The sequence below is a fragment of the Pseudomonas sp. genome (assembly GCF_035512415.1).
In the GTDB taxonomy this organism is placed as follows: Bacteria; Pseudomonadota; Gammaproteobacteria; order Pseudomonadales; family Pseudomonadaceae; genus Aquipseudomonas.
Window position 1 is genome coordinate 1 of sequence record NZ_DATKDZ010000035.1, and the last position, 20,383, is coordinate 20,383.

The following is a 20,383-nucleotide window of genomic DNA, read 5'->3' on the forward strand; positions in this document are numbered from 1 at the left end:
CAATATGCGCTATAGGATGGCCAGAGCAACTTCACTATCCCCAGAACAACCATGTCCCGATACCTGCCCGGCTTCTTCAAAAAAGTGCCGCGGGGGTTGAAGGGTTGAGTGTTCTTGGGGTTTTTCTACAGCTACGTTAGATGCCTGCGGGAAAAACCATGTCGATAATCGCAGCAACACCAAAACCACCTTACTACGCCGTTATTTTTACTTCTCACCGTACAGATGGTGATAACGGCTATGGTGATATGGCAACTAAAATGGTTGAACTTGCAGCCCAGCAGCCCGGCTATCTAGGTGTCGAGTCTGCGAGAGAAGATCTAGGCATCACTGTTTCATATTGGTCTGATCTTGAATCAATAAAAAACTGGAAGGCCAATATCGAGCACAAACAGGCTCAAAAATCCGGGCATGAGAAATGGTACTCATCATTCAAAGTAAGAATATCCAAGGTCGAGCGTGATTACGGCATCTAACAAGGCGCTCAAATCGTTCGCTTCGCTCACTGGGACTGGCTAAAGCCAGCCCCTTAGCTTAATCGTTATACGCCACGGAGTTCGGCATGGCCAAGAAGTTAGCCTATTACAGCTTTCGATACCTTTACGCCTCAATTGAGTCGTTAAAAAGAGATGTAGACTTTTCAGAGGCAAAACTTTCGCAACAACTATCTTTATATATTTTTGCAGCATTCACATATGAGTCGTTTCTGAATCACGCAGGACATTATGCCTGCCAAACATGGGATGAACACTTAAAGCCTAAACTTAGCCCAACAGGAAAAATGGCGTTCCTGTGCGAAGTGGCAAAAATTGAGCCAGACTACGGCAAAAGCCCATTTCAGACCTTTAAAAAGGTTATGGAATTAAGAAACGAGTTAGCACACGCCGAAACTGAGTACTTACCCTACGATGAAGAGAAGCATGCTAACCCTCAGAATTGGCCAAAACCAAAATGGCAAAAGATTATCGACCACTTAGATGCCAATCGGGTTATCAAAGATCTTGAGGAAATAATCTCACTTGTCGAAAAGGCATTGGGGCTAACGCCTGTCCCATCGCTATTATTAATGGAGGCCGTTGAGCTTCCCGATAATGGCGTATAACAATAAGTTCAAGTCGCTCACGTCGTGAGCTGGGACGGGCTAAAGCCCGCCCCTTAACCTATCGTTAGGCATTTTATGCGTTATCACGATTACCACCTTAAGAAATACGAAGTATCAGATCGTGGTGAGACCATTGCTTTTCATTTGGTGTATGGCTACCCCGAAGAAGAAACCGATGACTCACATATAAAGTTCTCAAGTGTTGCGCTTTATAATTTTTCGCATACTACGAGCGCCATCATCACTGATATCGAAGAAATAGAAATCTCTGACATCATGCAAGAATATGGCAACGAAATCACTGAATGGAACCGCATGTATGGAGTAAGGTTTTGGAAGGATAATCTTCAAAATTATAGCCTTCGGTTACAATCTGAAGGTTACAAAGCCTGGCGCATTGTGTCTGCAATTGGCTTCTATGGTTTTGTCATTGCAAAGACATTGGGTAACGCCTAACAAGTGGTTCAAATCGCTCGCTGCGCTCACTGGGACGGGCTAAAGCCCGCCCCTTAGCTTAATCGTTAGGCACAGCCATGGCCATAATCGAGTGCGAGCTGACAATCAACTCATCTCCTGCCGAAGTTTATAAGGCATCACAAGACTATTCTATTAGGTACCAGTGGGATCCCTTCCCTGAAAAAATTGAACTCTTGGACGGGGCAACAGAAGTTGGTATTGGCGTGAAGACACTCGTAATAGCTAAATCAGGTCTAAAAATGGAGGTTCAATTTGTACAAGTTGCACCTCCAACAACGGCCGCTATTATCATGACCCAAGGTCCGGCATTTATTCACAGCTTTGGCGGTAGCTGGGTATTTAAACCTCTTAGCCAAAACTCAACCAGAGCAAAATTCCGCTACTCGATAAAAATAAAGGCCTGGGCAATCCCACTAATTTCCGAATACATTGCATCCCTGTATTTTAAGAAAGTTGTAATGGCAAGGTTAATCGGCCTTAAGACATACTGTGAACGGCATGCCTAACAACTTCAAACCGTTCGCCTCGCTAACTGGGATGGCCGAAAGCCCGCCCCTTAACCAAACGTCACATCTACTTTATTACCACGGAAGGCCCCATGAAAAAAGCCGCACTACCACTGCTGGCGTTGATCTTATTTACTGCGTACACCATTTTCTCAATGTTGCAGGCTGAGCAGTCGCTTCTTCAATTTGGCATACAACTCATGTCAAGCCTGGACACCGCGCAAGTCGTAATCGACCTTTATATTATGGCTATACTTGCCTGCATTTGGATGTATCACGACAACAAATCTAGCGGCAAGTCATTTGTATCGGTAGCACCATATATTCTAATTACTGCCCTTTTCGTTTCTATTGGCCCACTGCTTTACCTTGTGGTCAAAGGTTTTTCACCACGGCCAGAACAATGAGCGGCTTAACGATCAGAGTATTAACCCCAAACGATTGGGCGCTTTATAAGTCGCTTCGGTTGAGCGCTCTCCAGGATTCGCCCGATGCTTTTGGTTCGACTTACGAACAGGAAGCAATATTCTCAGACGCGGAGTGGCAAACTCGCCTGGATTTGCAAGCGCGAGCCCTGGATGCTTTGCCATTAGTCGCAGAGATGGATGGCAAGGCAGTGGGCCTTGCCTGGGGGCTGATACACGCAGAAGATTTGGAAACCGCACACCTTTATCAGATGTGGACCTCGCCTGCGCTAAGAGGCAAAGGTATAGCAAGGTCGCTACTGAGTGAAATCAAAGCATGGGCTGCTGGGCGAGGGTGTAAGCATCTGATGCTGGCGGTAACGACAAACAACGAAGCGGCGGTGGGCTTGTATAGAGCGTCGGGGTTTGTTCCTACAGGGCAGTTGGAGGAGCTTAGGGCGGGTTCGTCGCTAATGGTGCAGCCCATGCTGCTGGCCTTGCGTAATGCGGCATAACTGCCCCCTGAGGCGGAGCTTAAAGAGCATGCGGTGCTTAACAGAACCTGACATACGCGCCAAGCCGTTCGCCTCGCCCATCGCAACGAGCTAACGCCCGGCCCGCTATTAATCGTCAGTGACAGGAGCTACGCAATGGAATATGAGGCACTGAACTTCGCAAACAAACTTTCCCTCTTTGATGAGCAATGGACACCCAAGGTCATCGCCGAGATGAACGACTATCAATTTAAGGTCGTTAAAATCGAAGGCGACTTTGTCTGGCATGAGCATAAGGACACAGACGAGACCTTTATTGTGTTGGACGGAAAGCTGCGCATCGACTTCCGGGATGGGCATGTCAATTTGTCGAAAGGTGAGATGTTTGTCGTGCCCAAGGGCAAGGAGCACAAACCGTTCGCAGAAAGCGAAGTGCAAATTCTGCTTATTGAGCCCCGCGGTGTATTGAATACGGGTCATGAAGACGGTGAGCGTACCGCTCAAAATGATGTGTGGATTTAAACGCAGCTGACAGAACTCACCGGGCCGGCCAAAGCCGGCCCCTTCCCTTGATCGCGAACCGACTAAACCTAACCTAACCGAGTCTTATTGCGAACGCTCAGCCTCTGGCTGTCTGTAGGTTAATGCGCCGAATGGACGCGAGATAATAAGTGCGCTCAAACGGCTGTGATCGGGTAGTCTCTAGCTACTTATTAGCTCCAAGAGCGCCAAAGTGTCCGCTAAATCCCCGCCCAAACCCACGCCTCAGCAGAATCATCTTCTGGCCGCCTTGTCGCCCGAGGTGCAAACCCGTTTATTTCCGCACCTAGAGCTAGTGCCACTGCCGTTGCGCGCGCTTTTGTATGAGTCCCGGCGGCCCATGCGCCACGTTTACTTCCCCACCGATTCCATCGTCTCGCTGCAGTACGTGATGGAAAACGGCGCATCAACGGCAATCTCCGTGGTGGGCAATGAAGGGTTGCTGGGCATTACGCTGTTTCTGGGCGGCGAGAGTACGCCGAGCCGGTCACTGGTCCAGAGCGCCGGTTACGCCTATCGACTTCCCAGGGTACGGGTGAAGGAGGAGTTCAACCGTCACGGCCAGTTGCTGATGCTGATGCTGCGTTACACCCAGGCCCTGATCACCCAGGTTTCTCAGACTGCCGTCTGCAACCGTCACCACTCGATCGACCAGCAGCTGTGCCGCTGGCTCCTGCTGTCCATGGATCGCCTGTCACACGGGCACTTGACCATGACCCAGGAATTTATCGCCAATATGCTCGGCGTGCGCCGCGAAGGCGTGACCCATGCGGCGTCGAAGCTGCAGCAGCTAGGCGTGATTTCCTATTCGCGCGGGCTGATCAAGGTGCTGGACCGCTCGAAACTTGAAGCGCTGAGTTGCGAGTGCTACGCGGTGGTCAAGAAAGAAACGGAACTGCTGCTTAATTACCTGCCGCAGCGTCCCGTGATCAAGAATACCGACGACATCCCCACTGTGACGCTGAAAACGCCGTAACAGCCGGCTTGCAGGGGTATATCCGCCCGGTTCCGGGCTGTAGTTCGCGCAGCCGTGGCTTTGCCTATCCGAGTGCGGCTCGGGAAAGGCTCGCGGGCAAGCCCGCTCCTACAAAAGCATCTGGCTGCGTGCGAGTTATGGGTGCTCTCAGGCCTTTGCCGCGCGACCTGACGTTGGCTGCCCGCCGCGTTTGCTTGCCGCGGCCTTGCGTTTGCCGGGCTTGCGCTTGCCCTTCCAGGGAACGCCAGCCGGGCTCGCGGGGCCGCTGATGATCAGGCTCAGGCCGGCGCAGCGTTGCACCTGCTTGCTCATCCAGGCCGACTGTTTGGCGACGAATTCGTCCAGGCTCATCTCGCCGCTCTGCACCATGTCCAGCGCCTGTTCCCAGATCGCCGTGGTGCCGGGGTCGGCGATGGCGCGGGGCACGGCGTCGATCAGGCTACAGGCGGCTGGAGTGGCGGCCAGGGCCTTGCCCTGTTTAAGCAGGTAACCGCGGTCGAGCAGGCCCTGGATGATGCCGGCGCGGGTCGCTTCGGTGCCGATGCCGGTGGTGTCCTTGAGTTTCTGTTTAAGGCGCGGGTCGTCGACCAGTTTGGCGACGTTTTTCATCGCTTTGATCAGGTCGCCCTCGGTGAAGGGTTTCGGTGGCTGAGTCCAGAGATCCTTGAGGGTGACGCCGGTTACTCTGCAGTCCTGGCCTTCGCGCAGGGCCGGCAGGGCTTGGGCGGGGGGCGCTTCGCGGCCTTTGGCGGGTGTCAGGGCTTCGGGCAGGGCGCGCCGCCAGCCGGGTTCGACTATCACCTTGCCGACTGCACGCAGGGCCTGGCCGGCGCAGTCAAAGTCGGCCTGGGTGCGGTCGTATTCGTGATTAGGCAGAAACTGCGCCAGGTAGCGCGCGCGGATCAGGCTGTAGACAGCCCGCGGCTTGCCGCTCAGGCGTTCGAGCTGTTGCGCGGCGGCGGTCGGGATGATGCCGTGGTGGGCGCTGACCTTAGCGTCGTTCCAGGCTCGCGAACGGCGCTGCGGCTCAAGGTGTTCGCGCAGGCCAGCCAGCGCGGGATCGGCGCGGCCCAGGGCGACGAGGATGGCCGCTGCCTCGGCGTGCTGGCTGAGCGGCAGGTAGCCGCAGTCGCTGCGCGGGTAGGTGATGAGTTTGTGGGTTTCGTAGAGCGCCTGGGCGATATCCAGGGTTTCCTGGGCTCCGAGACCGAGCTTCTTCGAGCAGACTTCCTGCAGGGTGCCGAGGTCGAACGGCAGGGGCGCGGGCTCACGCATGCGCTCGGTGCGCAGTTGCACCACCCTGGCGCTGGCGGCGTTGCCCATGGCCGTTGCTGCCTCCTGAGCCAGGGCCTGATTGAGGCAGCGGCCCTGTTCGTCGCAGACCTGCGGCGCAGCGCGCCACTGGGCGCTGAACGCGGTGTCGTCGGCCAGCAGCGGCACTTCGATGGCCCAGTAGGGCTGCGGCACGAACGCGGCGATGCTGCGGTCTCGGTCGACCACCAGGCGCAGGGTCGGGGTCTGTACCCGGCCCACCGGCAGCACGCCCTGATAGCCGGACTGCTGACCGAGCAGGGTGAACAGCCGGCTCATGTTCATGCCGATCAGCCAGTCGGCGCGCGAGCGGCCCAGGGCCGACTGATAAAGGCTGAAGGTGTCGCCGCCGGGCTTGAGCGCGGCCAGGGCCTTGCGGATCGAGGCATCGTCCAGGGCCGACAGCCACAGGCGCTGGATCGGCCCACGGTAGCGGCAATGCTCGACCAGCTCGCGGGCGATCATCTCGCCTTCGCGGTCGGCGTCGGTGGCGATCACCAGTTCGTCGGCTTCGCCGAGCAGGCGTTTGACCGCCTTGAACTGGCCGGCGGTCTTGGGCTTTACCTGCATCTTCCAGCGCTCGGGAATGATCGGCAGGTCGGCCAGCACCCAGCGCTTGTAGCGGGCGTCGTAGGCGTCCGGCGGGGCGGTTTCCAGCAGGTGGCCGATGCACCAGGTCACCGTCAGGTTGCTGCCCAGCCAGCAACCGTCGCCGCGCCGGGTGGCCCCGAGCACCTTGGCGATGTCCTTGGCCTGGGAAGGTTTTTCACAGAGGAAGAGCCGCATGGCCGCCATCATTGGTTCCTTGTCGCTGATGCTGCACAGCATGCGCAGTGACGTGGACTCAGGCAAGCTTAATCTGTATGGATGTACAGTTAATCGTTCGATGGAAGAAAGCTGCATGGGGGCAGGACTCGGGCGGAGGCGCAGGCCTGGCCCCTCACCCTAGCCCTCTCCTAGCCGGCCGCCCCCGGAGGGGCGAGGGGACTTATCCGCGTTAGCCGTGCAATCGCAAGGCACATCATCGGGACACGCCCACAAAAAAGGGTCGCCGCGGCGACCCTTTTCTGTTTTACCCAGGCAACCGTTTAAGCGGGGGCGTGGATCTGCGACGGGTCGCGGCGGCTGTCCGGGCCGTTCTGCAGGTGGGCACCAGTGCTTTCGTCCATGGCCTGTTGCAGGGCCTTCTTGCGCTTCTCTTCGGAGCGATGGGCGAAGAACCAGATGATAAAGGTCATCAACGACACCGACAGCAGGATCAGGCTGGCCACGGCGTTGATTTCCGGCTTCACGCCCAGACGCACGGCGGAGAAGACTTCCATCGGCAGGGTGGTGGAGCCCGGGCCGGAGACGAAGCTGGCCAGCACCAGGTCGTCCAGCGACAGGGCGAAGGACATCATGCCGCCGGCAGCCAGGGAAGGCGCGATCATCGGGATGGTGATCAGGAAGAACACCTTCCAGGGCTTGGCACCCAGGTCCATGGCCGCTTCCTCGATGGACAGGTCCAGCTCACGCAGGCGCGACGACACCACCACCGCCACATAGGCGGAACAGAAGGTGGTGTGGGCGATCCAGATGGTCAGCACGCCGCGCTCGGCAGGCCAGCCGATCAGCTGGGCCATGGCCACGAACAGCAGCAGCAGCGACAGACCGGTGATCACCTCGGGCATCACCAGCGGCGCGGTGACCAAGCCACCGAACAGGGTGCGGCCCTTGAAGCGGGTCACCCGGGTCAGCACGAAGGCGGCCATGGTGCCCAGCGCCACCGCGGCAATCGCGGTGTAGGTGGCGATTTCCAGGGAGCGCATCACCGCGTTCATCAGTTGGGTGTTGTCGAGCAGGCCGACGTACCACTTCAGCGACCAGCCGCCCCAGACCGTTACCAGGCGCGAGGCGTTGAACGAGTAGATGACCAGGATCACCATCGGCAGGTAGATAAACACCAGCCCGGCCCACAGCATAAAGGTGGAGAAACTGAAACGCTTCATGGTCGGCCCTCCATCTCTTTGGCTCGGCAGTGCGGGGTGAGCCGGTTAAACAGAATGATCGGCTCCATGCGGATGAACGGACTCATGGACGACCCTCCATTTCCTTGGCTTGGTTACGGTTAAACAGGATGATCGGAATAATCAGGATCGCCAGCATCACCACTGCCAGGGCGGAGGCTACCGGCCAGTCGCGGTTGTTGAAGAACTCCTGCCACAGCACCTTGCCGATCATCAGGGTCTCCGGGCCGCCGAGCAGTTCGGGAATCACGAACTCGCCGACCACCGGGATAAACACCAGCATGCAACCGGCGATGATGCCGTTCTTGGCCAGCGGCACGGTGATTTTCCAGAAGCTGTTAAAGCGGCTGGAGCCCAGATCTGCAGCGGCTTCCAGCAGGCTCTGGTCGTGTTTCACCAGGTTGGCGAACAGCGGCAGAATCATAAACGGCAGGTACGAATAGACGATGCCGATATACACCGCGACGTTGGTGTTGAGGATCTGCAGCGGCTCACTGATCAGGCCAATGCCCTGCAGCACGCCGTTGAGCAGGCCGTTGTTGCTGAGAATGCCCATCCAGGCGTAGACGCGGATCAGGATCGCGGTCCAGGTCGGCATCATGATCAGCAGCAGAAATACCAGCTGCTTTTCCTTGTCGGCCCGGGCGATGGCGTAGGCCATGGGGAAGCCAATCACCAAGCACAGCAGGGTACTGATCGCGGCCATCTGCAGCGAACCGAGGTAGGCGGCCAGGTACAGGTCATCTTCGCTAAGGAAGATGTAGTTGCCCAGGTTGATAAAGATCGCCAGCTTGTTTTCCGCCCAGGTGTACACGTCGGTGTAGGGCGGGATGGCGACATCGGCTTCGGCAAAGCTGATCTTCAGCACGATGATGAAGGGCAGCAGGAAGAACAGGAACAGCCAGAGGAAGGGCACCCCGATGACGAAGTGACGGCCCGTTGGCAGGCGGCGGCTAATGCTTCTTGAGATGTTCATGAGCGCAATGCCACCCCGCTATCGTCCTCCCACCAGACGAATACTTCGTCGTCCCAGGTCGGCCGTGCGCCACGCCGTTCGGCATTGGCGACGAAGGACTGGACGATCTTGCCGCTCGGCAACTCGACGTGAAACACCGAGTGGCCGCCGAGGTAGGCGATGTCGTGCACGGTGCCGCGCGACCAGTTGTATTCGAAGCTTGGCTGCTCGGTGGTGACCAGCAGTTTTTCCGGGCGGATGGCGTAGGTGATGCTCTTGTCCTGCACCGAGGTGCTGACGCCGTGGCCGACGAAGATATTGCGTTCCAGGTCCGGGCTGTCGATCAGCGCGTGGCCTTCGGCATCGTCCACCACCTGGCCTTCGAACAGGTTGACGTTGCCGATGAACTCACAGACCAGGCGGCTGGTCGGGGTTTCATAGATATCCACCGGGCTGCCGATCTGGGCGATCCAGCCCAGGTGCATGATGGCGATGCGCTGGGCCATGGTCATGGCCTCTTCCTGGTCGTGGGTCACCATCACGCAGGTTACGCCGACGCGCTCGATGATCTCGACAAGCTCAAGCTGCATCTGCGAACGCAGCTTCTTGTCCAGAGCACCCATTGGCTCGTCGAGCAGCAACAGCTTCGGCCGCTTGGCCAGCGAGCGGGCCAGGGCTACACGCTGACGCTGACCGCCGGAAAGCTGGTGCGGCTTGCGCTTGGCGTACTGGCTCATGTGCACCAGCTTGAGCATCTCGTCGACGCGGGCGTCGATTTCGGCTTTGGGCAGCTTGTCCTGCTTGAGACCGAAGGCGATGTTGTCGGCCACGCTCATATGCGGGAACAGGGCGTAGGACTGGAACATCATATTGATCGGCCGCTCGTAGGGCGGCAGGTCGGTGATATCGACACCATCGAGGATGATGCGCCCCTCGCTCGGCCGCTCGAAGCCGGCGAGCATGCGCAGCAGGGTCGACTTGCCGGAGCCGGAGCCGCCGAGCAGGGCGAATATTTCGCCCTTGTTGATGGTCAGGGATACGTCGTCGACCGCGATGGTTTCATCGAACTTCTTGGTCACACGCTCGATTTTGACCAGAACCTCTTTCGGTTTCTGATCCCCCTCAAGAACCTTTTTATAGGCACTAGAAGCAACTGCCATTACCAAAACTCCCGCAAAAGTAGCGCCTGGCCACAACGGCCCGGCGTTGGAAATTATTGACCCGACTTGACCTTGGTCCAGCTACGCGTCATCAAACGTTGGACTTTCACCGGCAACTCCGCCGAGATAAACAACTTGTCCAGCACCGCTTGTGGCGGATACACCGACTCGTCGTTACGCACTTCCTGGTCCATCAGCTCGCCCGCCTTGGTATTGGCGTTGGCGTAACCGACGTAATCGCTGACCCCGGCAATGGCCGCGGGGTCGAGCAGAAAATTGATAAGGGCATGGGCTTCTTGCGGGTTGCCGGCATCCACCGGGATGGCGAGCATGTCGAACCACAGGTTGGCCCCCTCTTTGGGGATGCTGTAAGCAATTTCGATGCCTTTGCCGGCCTCTTCGGCGCGGTCGGCGGCCTGCAGAATGTCGCCGGAGTAACCGGCCGCAACGCAGATATTGCCGTTGGCCAGGTCACCGATGTACTTGGAGCTGTGGAAGTAGGTCACGTAGGGACGCACCGCCAGCAGCTTGGCCTGGGCCTTGGCGTAGTCCTCGGCGTTCTGGGTATTGGGGTCGAGGCCCATATAGTTGAGCACCGAGGGAATCATCTCGTCGGCCGAGTCGAGGAAGCTGACGCCGCAGCTGGCGAGCTTCTTCATGTTCGCCGGCTCGAACAGCACATCCCAGGAGTCGATCTGCTCGACGCCGAGTACTTCCTTGACCTTGGCCACGTTGTAGCCAATGCCATTGGTGCCCCACAGGTAGGGCACCGAATACTGGTTACCGGGATCGTTGACCTGCAGTTGCTTGAGCAGCAACGGGTCAAGGTTGTCCCAGTTCGATAGCAGCGTGCGGTCGAGCTTCTGAAACGCCCCCGCCTTGATCTGCTTGCCGAGGAAATGGTTGGACGGCACCACCAGGTCGTAGCCGCTACGGCCGGCCAGCAGTTTGCCTTCCAGGGTTTCGTTGGAGTCGAACACGTCGTACAGGGCGGTGATGCTCGTGGCCTTCTGGAAATCGGCCAGGGTGGTTTCGCCGATATAGTCGGACCAGTTGTAGACCTTGACCTCGCGCGCGGCGGCTTGCGCGGACGGCACGGCCAGGGCTGCGGCAACCAGGCCAGCCAGGAGAGTGATGCGACGCATAACGCCTTCCTTATTGTTTTGGGGGTTTCCGGCGGGCGAACCCGCCGGAAAGGTACTGCTGCGCGGGCTTAACGGCCCGACTTGACCTTGGTCCAGCTGCGGGTGATGGCGCGCTGCACGGCGGGGCTCAGCTCGGTGAAGGTGTAGAGCTTCTTGCTCGCTTCTTCGGTCGGGTAGATGCCCGGGTTGTTGCGCACTTCCTCAGCCACCAGCGGCGTGGCGGCGCTGTTGCCATTCGGGTAGGCAACATAGTCGGAGATCGGCGCGATCACTTCCGGGGTGAGGATGTAGTTGAGGAACACGTGGGCTTCTTCAACGTTCTTGGCGTCGGCCGGGATGGCCATCATGTCGAAGAAGGAGGCCGCGCCTTCCTTGGGAATGGTATAGCCCACCGGTACGTTGTTCTTCGCTTCTTCGGCACGGGCCTGGGCCTGGAAGATATCGCCGGACCAACCCAGGGCCACGCAGATATCGCCATTGGCCAGGTCGGAGATGTACTTGGAGCTGTGGAAGTAGGTGATGTAAGGACGCACCGTCATCAGCAGGTCTTCGGCCTTTTTCACGTCCTCGACGTTGCTCGGGTTGGGCGGCAGACCCAGGTAGTGCAGCGCAGCGCCATAGACTTCATCCGGTGCGTCGAGCATGGAGACGCCGCAGGCTTTGAGTTTTTCCATGTTCTCCGGCTTGAACACCACATCCCAGGAATCGATGGTGTCAGTGCCCAGGGCAGCCTTGACCTTCTCGGAGTTGTAGCCGATGCCGGTGGTGCCCCACAGGTAGGGGAAAGCGTAGAGGTTGCCCGGGTCGGAACTGTCCAGAGCCTTCATTAGGTCAGGGTTGAGGTTCTTCCAGTTCGGCAGCTTGGATTTGTCGAGTTTCTGGAACACACCGGCCTTGATCTGCTTGGCCAGGAACTGGTTGGACGGCACCACGATGTCGTAGCCGGAACGGCCGGAGAGCAGTTTGGCTTCCAGGGTTTCGTTACTGTCGAACACGTCGTAGACGACCTTGATGCCGGTTTCCTTCTGGAAGTTTTCCAGGGTGTCCTCGGCGATGTAGTCCGACCAGTTGTAAATGTGCAGCACTTTATCCTCGGCCTGGGCAACGCCAGTAATGGCGCCCGCCAGGGACAACGCTAGAAGGGTTTTGCCGAATGTTTTCATGCGTACAGCTCCTGTTGTCGTATTGGTTTTCCAGCGGGTGAGCGGCCAATCCGCATCACCCTCCGGTGAGCCTGGCCAACGCACGGGGGCAGTCTGGCAAGGTCTCGGCACTCTTTACAACTTTCCGCTATTGCAGCTTGAAACCGTTAAATGCCCTGCGCCTGGCCGAGGACCTCGGCGGCGGTCAGGTCCAGGCAAAGACGGACCTTTTCCAGCAGCTCGTCGATCTCGGTCTTGCTGATCACCAGGGGCGGCGAAATGATCATGGTGTCGCCCACGGCGCGCATGATCAGACCGTTATTAAAGCAGTGCCTGCGGCAGAGCATGCCCACACCCACAGACCCGGCGAAACGCTTGCGGCTGGCCTTGTCCTGAACCAGTTCGATGGCCCCGAGCATGCCAACGCCGCGCACTTCACCCACCAGAGGGTGATCGGCCAGCTCACGCAGACGTTTCTGCAAGTAGGGTGCCGTTTCTGCCTTGACCCGCTCGACAATCTTTTCCTCGCGCAAAATGCGCAGGTTTTCCAGGGCTACAGCAGCAGCCACCGGATGGCCGGAATAAGTGAAACCGTGGTTAAAGTCACCGCCCTGGTTGAGCACCTCGACCACGCTGTCGCGCACGATCAGGCCGCCCATGGGGATATAGCCGCTGGTCAGGCCCTTGGCGATGGTCATCATGTCCGGGGCGTTGCCGTAATAGTCGCTGCCGAACCACTCGCCGGTGCGACCGAAACCGCAGATCACTTCATCGGCGACGAACAGAATGTCGTACTTGGCGAGGATTTCGCGGATGCGCGGCCAGTAGCTGTCCGGCGGAATAATCACCCCACCCGCGCCCTGGATCGGCTCGGCAATAAAGGCGGCGACATTCTCTTCGCCGACTTCGAGAATCTTCTGCTCCAGCTGGTCGGCGGCCCAGATACCGAATGCCTCGGGGCTCATATCGCCGCCTTCGCCGAACCAGTACGGCTGCGGAATATGCACAATGCCCGGGATCGGCAGGTCGCCCTGCTCGTGCATATATTTCATGCCGCCCAGGCTCGCGCCAGCCACGGTGGAACCGTGGTAGCCGTTGATGCGGCTGATGATGACCTTCTTGTTTGGCTGGCCCTTGATCGCCCAGTAATGGCGCACCATGCGCAGCATGGTGTCGTTGCCTTCCGAGCCCGAACCGGTGAAAAACACATGGTTCATGCCTGGCGGGGCCAGCTCGGCGATTGCCTTGGCTAGCTCCAGGGCCGGCGGCGTGGCGGTCTGGAAGAACATATTGTAGTAGGGCAGCTCTTGCATCTGTTTCGCGGCGGCGTCTGCCAGTTCCTTACGACCATAGCCGATTGCCACACACCAGAGCCCGGCCATGGCGTCGAGGATCTTGTTGCCCTCGCTGTCCCACAGGTACACGCCGTCGGCTTTGGTGATGATGCGCGGCCCATTTTCCGCCAGCTGTTTGAAATCGCTGAACGGCGCGAGGTGGTGTTCGCGGCTCATGGCCTGCCACTCGCGGGTTTTCGGGTTGGTCACTTGACTGTTCATAACGACACCTTGCTTACACAGGCTGCACGTTGCAGCCCGATAAAAATTCTTGGCAGTGACTGGCGCAGGGATCACCCACGCCAGCCACTTGACGGTTACACCGACAGCAGCAGGAACTCGCGCTCCCAGGAGCTGATCACCCGCTTGTAGTTCTCGTGCTCGGCGCGCTTGACCGCGACATAGCCACGGATGAACTTCTCGCCCAGGTACTTCTCGGCATCCTTGCAGGCTTCCATGCGCTCCAGAGCGTGCTCGATGGTGATCGGCAGGCGCAGGTTGCGGCGCTCGTAGCCACGACCCTTGACCGGAACGCTGGGCTCAAGACCGCCGACCATGCCCATATAGCCGCACAGCAGGGAGGCTGCCAGCACCAGGTAAGGGTTGGCGTCAGCACCGGCCAGGCGGTTTTCCACGCGACGGTTCTGCGGCGTGGCTTCCGGCACGCGCAGGCCCACGGTGCGGTTTTCTTCGCCCCACTCGACGTTCACCGGGGCCGAGGTATCCGGCAGGAAGCGGCGGAACGAGTTGACGTTCGGCGCGAACAGCGGCAGCAGCTCAGGGATGTACTTCTGCAGGCCGCCGATGTGGTGCATGAAGAGTTCGCTCATGCTGCCATCGGCATTGGAGAACAGGTTCTGCCCGGTCTTGATATCCACCACACTCTGGTGGATGTGCATGGCGCTGCCCGGCTGATCGGTGATCGGCTTAGCCATAAAGGTGGCGGCCACATCGTGCTTGAGCGCCGCTTCACGCATGGTGCGCTTGAACACGGTGATCTGGTCGGCCAGGTGCAGGGCCTCGCCGTGACGGAAGTTGATTTCCATCTGCGCCGGGCCGTCTTCGTGGATCAGCGTATCGAGGTCCAGGCCCTGGATTTCGCACCAGTCGTAGACGTCTTCGAACAGCGGGTCGAATTCGTTGGCGGCATCGATGGAAAACGACTGACGACCCACTTCCGGGCGACCGGAGCGGCCCATCGGCGCGACCAAGGGGAAGTCCGGGTCGCTGTTGCGCTTGGTCAGGTAGAACTCCATCTCCGGCGCAACGATCGGCTTCCAACCCTTGTCAGCGTAGAGCTTGAGTACATTCTTGAGGATGTTGCGCGGCGACAGCTCGATCGGGTTGCCCTGCTTGTCGAAGGTGTCGTGGATCACCATCGCAGTCGGCTCGATGGCCCACGGCACCAGGAACACGGCGTTTTCATCCGGGCGGCAGAACATGTCGATGTCCGCCTCGTCGAGCAGGTCGTAATAGATTTCGTCCTCGACGTAATCGCCGGTTACGGTCTGCAGCAGCACACTCTCGGGGAGGCGCATGCCCTTCTCGTCGAGAAACTTGTTGGTCGGCGAAATCTTGCCGCGGGCAATGCCGGTAAGATCGCTGATCAGGCATTCAACTTCGGTGATTTTGCGTTCTTTGAGCCAGCTCGAAAGCTGGTCTAATTTGGTGCTCATAGAGACCTCAGGGTTGGTGAGAGCCGACCTATATATAGTCGGTTCAGCGTTGCCCCGCCCTCTTCCTGCAAGCCTCACCAAAGGCCTGGAAGATGGCGAGATAATTCGGGTTGGATCTTACCTGCCACTCGGGGTGCCATTGCACCCCCAGCGCGAAGCCTGGCACCGCTTCGACGGAGAAGGCTTCGATCAACCCGTCTGGTGCCAGTGCTTCCACGCGGAGGCCCGGCGCCAGACGTTCAACGCCCTGGCCATGAATGGAATTGACTTGAATCTCGCCCGCCAGGCCGATACCGGCGAGCAGCCCGCCCGGCTGCACTTGCAGCGCGTGACGCAGGCCATACTGTTGCTCGGCCGGCATGTCGCCGGGCTCGCGGTGGTCCATATAGCCTTCGACCTCATGCACCTTCTGGTGCAGGGTGCCGCCGAAGGCCACGTTCATTTCCTGAAAACCGCGGCAAATGCCGAGCACGGGAACGCCGGCGGCAATTGCTGCTTTAATTAAAGGTAATGTGGTGCTGTCGCGGGCGATATCATGAGCCGTGCCCGGCTCGCTGGCTGGGCCGCGATAATGATGGGGTTCGACGTTCGACGGCGAGCCGGTGAACACCAGGCCATCGAGTTGTTGCAGCAGGTAGGTCTGATCGATCTGATCGCCCAGCGCGGGGACTATCAATGGCATGCCCCCGGCAACATGCACGATGGCTTGCAGGTATTTGTCACCGGCGGTGTGGTAGATGTTGTGCCCGATCTGCTTGGTACAGGCACTAACGCCGATTATCGGCTGGCGCGACATGAGACACCCGTTTTATTGCTGTTATGGGTTTGAGCCGAGCTTAGCCTTGTTCATTTTTTTTCACAATAGCCATGTAAAAAATTGAACACACCCCACTGAGCACCCTGTCAAACCTGGGGTTCGCCGGCACTGCGCTGCCCTGCAACGCCCTAAAATTGGCCACACAGCCCCCTTTTAGGGCAATATGTAGCTCTCTTGACAGCATCAGGCGTTTGGGATTGACTCAACCCTGTGCAGTTGCATGATTGATATTTTTAACAACAAAGGTGTTGCATCATGTCGGTACCCCCGCGTGCCGTTCAGCTTAACGAAGCGAACGCGTTCCTTAAGAAACATCCTGAGGTCCTGTTCGTCGACCTTCTTATTGCAGATATGAATGGCGTGGTGCGCGGCAAGCGCATCGAACGCGCCAGCCTTCACAAGGTGTACGAGCGCGGCATCAACCTGCCAGCCTCGTTGTTCGCCCTGGATATCAACGGCTCCACGGTGGAAAGCACCGGTCTGGGCCTGGATATCGGTGACGCCGACCGTATCTGCTACCCCATCCCCAACACCCTGTGCAATGAGCCCTGGCAGAAGCGCCCAACCGCGCAACTGCTGATGACCATGCATGAAATGGAAGGCGAGCCGTTCTTCGCTGACCCACGGGAAGTGTTGCGCCAGGTGGTCGCGAAGTTCGACGAACTGGGCCTTACTATCTGCGCCGCCTTTGAACTCGAGTTCTACCTGATCGACCAGGCCAACGTGAACGGCCGTCCGCAGCCGCCGTTGTCGCCGCTGTCGGGCAAGCGCCCGCAGTCGACCCAGGTGTACCTGATCGACGACCTCGACGAATACGCCGAGTGTCTGCAGGACATCCTCGAAGGTGCCAAAGAGCAAGGCATCCCGGCCGATGCCATCGTCAAGGAAAGCGCCCCAGCGCAGTTCGAGGTCAACCTGCATCATGTCGCTGACCCGATCAAGGCCTGCGACTACGCGCTGCTGCTCAAGCGCCTGGTGAAGAACATCGCCTACGACCACGAGATGGACACCACCTTTATGGCCAAGCCGTACCCCAACCAGGCGGGTAACGGCTTGCACGTGCATATCTCGATTCTCGACAAGCAGGGCAACAACATCTTCGCCTGCGAAGATCCGGTGCAGAACGACGCCCTGCGTCATGCCATCGGCGGCGTGCTGGAAACCATGCCGGCTTCGATGGCCTTTCTCTGCCCGAACGTCAACTCCTACCGCCGTTTCGGCGCGCAGTACTACGTGCCGAACTCGCCGTGCTGGGGTATCGACAACCGTACCGTGGCCCTGCGCGTACCGAACGACAATGCCGATGCCGTACGCATCGAACACCGCGTCGCCGGTGCCGACGCCAACCCCTACCTGCTGCTCTCGGCGGTACTGGCGGGCGTGCACCACGGCCTGACCAACAAGATCGAGCCGACCGCTCCAGTGGAAGGCAATTCCTACGAGCAGAACGAGCAAAGCCTGCCGAACAACCTGCGCGATGCCCTGCGCGAGCTGGACGACAACGAAGTGCTGGCCCGTTATATCGACCCGAAATACATCGATATCTTCGTCGCCTGTAAGGAAAGCGAGCTGGCCGAGTTCGAGAATTCGATCTCCGACCTCGAGTACAACTGGTACCTGCACACGGTTTGATGCAACACCTAAACGCCGGCCTTTGAGCCGGCGTTTTCTATTCCACACGCGGCGTAGCCCCAGCCCTTTTATTCACGCCTCGGCGCGATGACGGGCAACCTGCGCCGCAAATTCCTGCTGACGCGACATCAACCTACTCGGGAGACCTCCATGCCTCGCCTGTTTGCCTCACTGCTGCTTGCCCTGACGCCGCTGCTGGCCAGCGCCGAAGAGGTGATTCGCGTCTACAACTGGAACGATTATATCGCCCCGCAGGTGCTCAAGGATTTCGAGGCCGAGACCGGCATCCGCGTGGAGTACCGCACCTTTAGCACCGCCGAAGAACTGGCAGCGGCCCTGGCCAGCGGCGAAGCCATCGATATCGCAGTGCCGTCGCACAACGACCTGCCGGCCCTGATCGACAACGGCAGCATCCAACCCCTGGATTTCAGCCTGCTGCCCAACCGCAAGCACCTCGACAAGCAGCTGCTCAGCACTCTGGCCGCCCTCGACCCGAGCAACCGCCATGCGGTGCCTTACCTGTGGGGCGCGGTGGGCCTGGCGATCAACACGCCGCAAGCCGAGGCGGCCTTTGGCGGGCCGCTGCCCGATAGCTGGAGCCTGCTGTTCGATGCCGAGCAGAGCGCGCGCCTGGCCGCATGCGGGATCAGCGTGCTGGACGCGCCCGAGGAAACCCTGACCCTGCTGTTCAACTACCAGGGCCGCAGCCTGGCACGCAGCGCGCCGAGCCGCATCCAGCGCTCCAGCCAGGTGCTGGACGGCCTTCGCCCGCATCTGCGCTATATCGACAGCGAGCGTTATATCGACGACCTCAGCCAGGGCAAGCTGTGCGTGGCCATGGCCTGGGTAGGCGACGCCCTGGCCGCCGCCGATGCCGGGCAGCCGGTGCGCTTCCTGGTGCCGGATGAAGGCTCGGTGCTGTTTATCGACAATCTGGTGATCCCCGCAAGCGCCGAGCGCGCCGATCTGGCCCACCGTTTTATCGACTACCTGATGCAGCCCGAGGTGGCCGCGCTGATCACCGCCGAAACGCTTTATCCCAGCGGCAATGCCGACTCCAGGGACTTCCTCGACGCGGCATTGCGCGATCAGCCGGGCCTGTACCCGGACCGCGACACCAAACGCCGCCTGCATGCCCTGGAAACCGTCTCGGAGAAACACAGCGCCAGCGTGGCCGAGGTATGGGCACGCTTTCGTGATGGCAGTTGAATGATGCGAGAGGAGCCCGGATGAAATCCGGGCTACGGCCTGCGCTTACCGCGCAGGGTGCGCAAGTATCCGAGAGTCTTGCTGCGCACGGCGCACCCTACGGTCTCACAAGTCTTACTTGACCAGCTGACGCCAGGCTTTCAGCGAACCAACGGCCAGTGACTGCGCCTTGCGCGCAGCCAGCACTTCAGGATCGATGGTCTGGTTGGCCAGTTCGGCCAGCTTGTTCAACTCGCCATACAGGCGGTCGACTTCCGGCACCTCCAGCACCTCGCGGGCCAGGTGCAGCCAGACCAACAGACGCTCGATACGCGGCAGTTGCTCGGCCAGGTCTTCCGGCTGCTGCACATAGCGCTTGAGCTGCAGGGCGGCCCCTTCATCGGCGATCAGGGTCGGCAGCCAGTTGCCCAGCGGCGCAGCGCCCTGGCGGTTGCCACGGTTATTGCGCTCCACCGTCCAGCTGCGCGCCAGCAGCCAGCGCGACAGGTTCAGCGAGAACAGCCCCCAGCGGTTGCCCTGCAGTTCGGCGGCGAACAGCGCCGGGGCGTTCTTGCGCAGACTGTCATCGTCCTGGCCGGCCAGCAGGCGCGGACGCCATTCCAGCAGCAAAGCATCCAGCAATTCACGCAAGGCATGACTGCTGGAACGCGGCGCGGCCTGGCCAAGGCTGCTGAGCAGCGCACGCAAGCCGATCAGCTGCTCCAGCCACTCGACCAGCAAACGCCAGTGGCCATTGAAGCGGTATTGCTCGGCCAGGCGCTGGCTGCTGCCCAGCAGGTGCCAGCCCAGCGCCGCGACGCTGTCGTCCAGGCTGGTTTCGCCGCTCAGCACCGGGGCTGGCAGACTCAAGCTGTAGCTGCCGGCATCGAACAGGCGGTAGCCGCGCTCGGCCTTGCTGATATCGCAGGGCATCAGCGCCAAGTCAGCCGCCAGCTCGGCGGCCAGTTCGAGCAGCGCCTCAGGCTCGCCCTGACGCAGCTCCAGCTCCAGCTCGCAGATTTCTTCTTCGCCTTCGCCGGCAATCACCTTGCCCAGGTCCAGCGCCGCTTCGATCACCACGCGGGCCTTGCCGCGCCCCCAGGCGATTTCCGCGCGCTGGCGAACGAAGTCGGTGGTGAAGATGGGCTGCAGCTGCTTCTTGTCCAGTTCGGCCAGGGCCGCCGGCCAGCAGCTGTCATCGAGCTTTTTCAGGTCCAGCTTCGCCTTGGCCAGGTTCCAGTCCCACTCATTGCGCTCGGACAAACCGGCCACGCTTTGCCCGCGGGTTTTCAGGGTCTGGATCACCTGGTCGCCATCGCGGCGCAGACGCAGGGCGACCTTGGCCGTGGCCAGGTCGCGCTCGGGGGTGTCGAAATACTGGTTGAACAGTTCGTGCTGCTCCCAGCCACTCTTGTTGCGCTTCTTCAGCAACGGGTGGTCGCGCAGGGCGGTCAGGGTTGCACGGCTGACTCGCAGCTTGATCTCGGTTTCTTTGTTCATGGGACTCTAGGTCTGGAT

At 59.5% G+C, this 20,383-nt stretch carries 20 protein-coding genes; 10 read left to right on the plus strand and 10 right to left on the minus strand.

Going from position 1 to position 20,383, the window contains the following annotated elements; genetic code table 11:
- Window positions 1–158 precede the first annotated feature (158 nt).
- From VMP31_RS16695 to VMP31_RS16730, 8 genes are all read left to right on the plus strand, one after another.
- Window positions 159–476, plus strand: coding sequence for an antibiotic biosynthesis monooxygenase (locus VMP31_RS16695; RefSeq protein ID WP_325508828.1), 318 nt, complete (start codon window positions 159–161; stop codon window positions 474–476).
- An 86-nt stretch (window positions 477–562) separates the two neighbouring features.
- Window positions 563–1,102, plus strand: a complete 540-nt coding sequence (locus tag VMP31_RS16700) for a hypothetical protein (RefSeq protein ID WP_325508829.1) — start codon at window positions 563–565, stop codon at window positions 1,100–1,102.
- A gap of 75 nt (window positions 1,103–1,177) precedes the next feature.
- On the plus strand, window positions 1,178–1,558 hold the full coding sequence (locus VMP31_RS16705; RefSeq protein WP_325508830.1) for a hypothetical protein: 381 nt from the start codon (window positions 1,178–1,180) through the stop codon (window positions 1,556–1,558).
- Window positions 1,559–1,635: 77 nt separating this feature from the next.
- Complete coding sequence (locus tag VMP31_RS16710; protein WP_325508831.1) at window positions 1,636–2,085, plus strand: SRPBCC family protein; 450 nt, start codon at window positions 1,636–1,638, stop codon at window positions 2,083–2,085.
- 92 nt (window positions 2,086–2,177) lie between these two features.
- Complete coding sequence (locus tag VMP31_RS16715) at window positions 2,178–2,492, plus strand: DUF2834 domain-containing protein (protein ID WP_325508832.1); 315 nt, start codon at window positions 2,178–2,180, stop codon at window positions 2,490–2,492.
- On the plus strand, window positions 2,489–3,004 hold the full coding sequence (locus VMP31_RS16720; RefSeq protein ID WP_325508833.1) for a GNAT family N-acetyltransferase: 516 nt from the start codon (window positions 2,489–2,491) through the stop codon (window positions 3,002–3,004). The genes VMP31_RS16715 and VMP31_RS16720 overlap by 4 nt, the downstream gene beginning before the upstream one ends.
- A gap of 135 nt (window positions 3,005–3,139) precedes the next feature.
- Window positions 3,140–3,505: a cupin domain-containing protein gene (locus VMP31_RS16725; RefSeq protein ID WP_325508834.1), complete on the plus strand. Its 366-nt coding sequence runs from the start codon at window positions 3,140–3,142 to the stop codon at window positions 3,503–3,505.
- Window positions 3,506–3,863: 358 nt separating this feature from the next.
- Window positions 3,864–4,499 (plus strand): Crp/Fnr family transcriptional regulator, encoded by a 636-nt coding sequence (locus VMP31_RS16730; protein WP_325508835.1) that lies wholly within the window; start codon window positions 3,864–3,866, stop codon window positions 4,497–4,499.
- Window positions 4,500–4,646: 147 nt separating this feature from the next.
- Here the strand turns inward: VMP31_RS16730 and VMP31_RS16735 are convergent, their stop codons facing one another.
- From VMP31_RS16735 to VMP31_RS16775, 9 genes are all read right to left on the minus strand, one after another.
- Window positions 4,647–6,596 carry a DNA topoisomerase III gene (locus tag VMP31_RS16735; protein ID WP_325508915.1) on the minus strand — a complete coding sequence of 650 codons (1,950 nt, stop codon included), beginning with the start codon at window positions 6,594–6,596 and terminating at the stop codon, window positions 4,647–4,649.
- Between the two features lie 302 nt (window positions 6,597–6,898).
- The gene (locus VMP31_RS16740) at window positions 6,899–7,798 is read right to left on the minus strand and encodes an ABC transporter permease subunit (RefSeq protein ID WP_325508836.1); all 900 of its coding nucleotides are present in this window, start codon (window positions 7,796–7,798) and stop codon (window positions 6,899–6,901) included.
- A gap of 82 nt (window positions 7,799–7,880) precedes the next feature.
- Window positions 7,881–8,762 (minus strand): ABC transporter permease subunit, encoded by an 882-nt coding sequence (locus tag VMP31_RS16745; protein WP_325508916.1) that lies wholly within the window; start codon window positions 8,760–8,762, stop codon window positions 7,881–7,883.
- A gap of 26 nt (window positions 8,763–8,788) precedes the next feature.
- Window positions 8,789–9,931 carry a polyamine ABC transporter ATP-binding protein gene (gene potA, locus VMP31_RS16750; RefSeq protein ID WP_325508837.1) on the minus strand — a complete coding sequence of 381 codons (1,143 nt, stop codon included), beginning with the start codon at window positions 9,929–9,931 and terminating at the stop codon, window positions 8,789–8,791.
- A 53-nt stretch (window positions 9,932–9,984) separates the two neighbouring features.
- Window positions 9,985–11,076, minus strand: coding sequence for a polyamine ABC transporter substrate-binding protein (locus VMP31_RS16755; protein ID WP_325508838.1), 1,092 nt, complete (start codon window positions 11,074–11,076; stop codon window positions 9,985–9,987).
- A 68-nt stretch (window positions 11,077–11,144) separates the two neighbouring features.
- Window positions 11,145–12,239 carry a polyamine ABC transporter substrate-binding protein gene (locus VMP31_RS16760; protein WP_325508839.1) on the minus strand — a complete coding sequence of 365 codons (1,095 nt, stop codon included), beginning with the start codon at window positions 12,237–12,239 and terminating at the stop codon, window positions 11,145–11,147.
- Between the two features lie 146 nt (window positions 12,240–12,385).
- Window positions 12,386–13,774 carry an aspartate aminotransferase family protein gene (locus VMP31_RS16765; protein WP_325508840.1) on the minus strand — a complete coding sequence of 463 codons (1,389 nt, stop codon included), beginning with the start codon at window positions 13,772–13,774 and terminating at the stop codon, window positions 12,386–12,388.
- 95 nt (window positions 13,775–13,869) lie between these two features.
- Window positions 13,870–15,228 carry a glutamine synthetase family protein gene (locus VMP31_RS16770; RefSeq protein WP_325508841.1) on the minus strand — a complete coding sequence of 453 codons (1,359 nt, stop codon included), beginning with the start codon at window positions 15,226–15,228 and terminating at the stop codon, window positions 13,870–13,872.
- Between the two features lie 43 nt (window positions 15,229–15,271).
- A complete protein-coding gene (locus VMP31_RS16775) occupies window positions 15,272–16,024 on the minus strand; it encodes a gamma-glutamyl-gamma-aminobutyrate hydrolase family protein (protein ID WP_325508842.1) in 753 nt (250 codons plus the stop codon).
- A gap of 276 nt (window positions 16,025–16,300) precedes the next feature.
- On the opposite strand from VMP31_RS16775, the gene VMP31_RS16780 reads away from it, so the two are divergent.
- The gene (locus VMP31_RS16780; RefSeq protein ID WP_325508843.1) at window positions 16,301–17,677 is read left to right on the plus strand and encodes a glutamine synthetase family protein; all 1,377 of its coding nucleotides are present in this window, start codon (window positions 16,301–16,303) and stop codon (window positions 17,675–17,677) included.
- A gap of 150 nt (window positions 17,678–17,827) precedes the next feature.
- On the plus strand, window positions 17,828–18,886 hold the full coding sequence (locus VMP31_RS16785) for an extracellular solute-binding protein (protein ID WP_325508844.1): 1,059 nt from the start codon (window positions 17,828–17,830) through the stop codon (window positions 18,884–18,886).
- A 114-nt stretch (window positions 18,887–19,000) separates the two neighbouring features.
- Here the strand turns inward: VMP31_RS16785 and VMP31_RS16790 are convergent, their stop codons facing one another.
- Window positions 19,001–20,365, minus strand: a complete 1,365-nt coding sequence (locus tag VMP31_RS16790; protein WP_325508845.1) for an inorganic triphosphatase — start codon at window positions 20,363–20,365, stop codon at window positions 19,001–19,003.
- Between the last annotated feature and the right edge of the window lie 18 nt (window positions 20,366–20,383).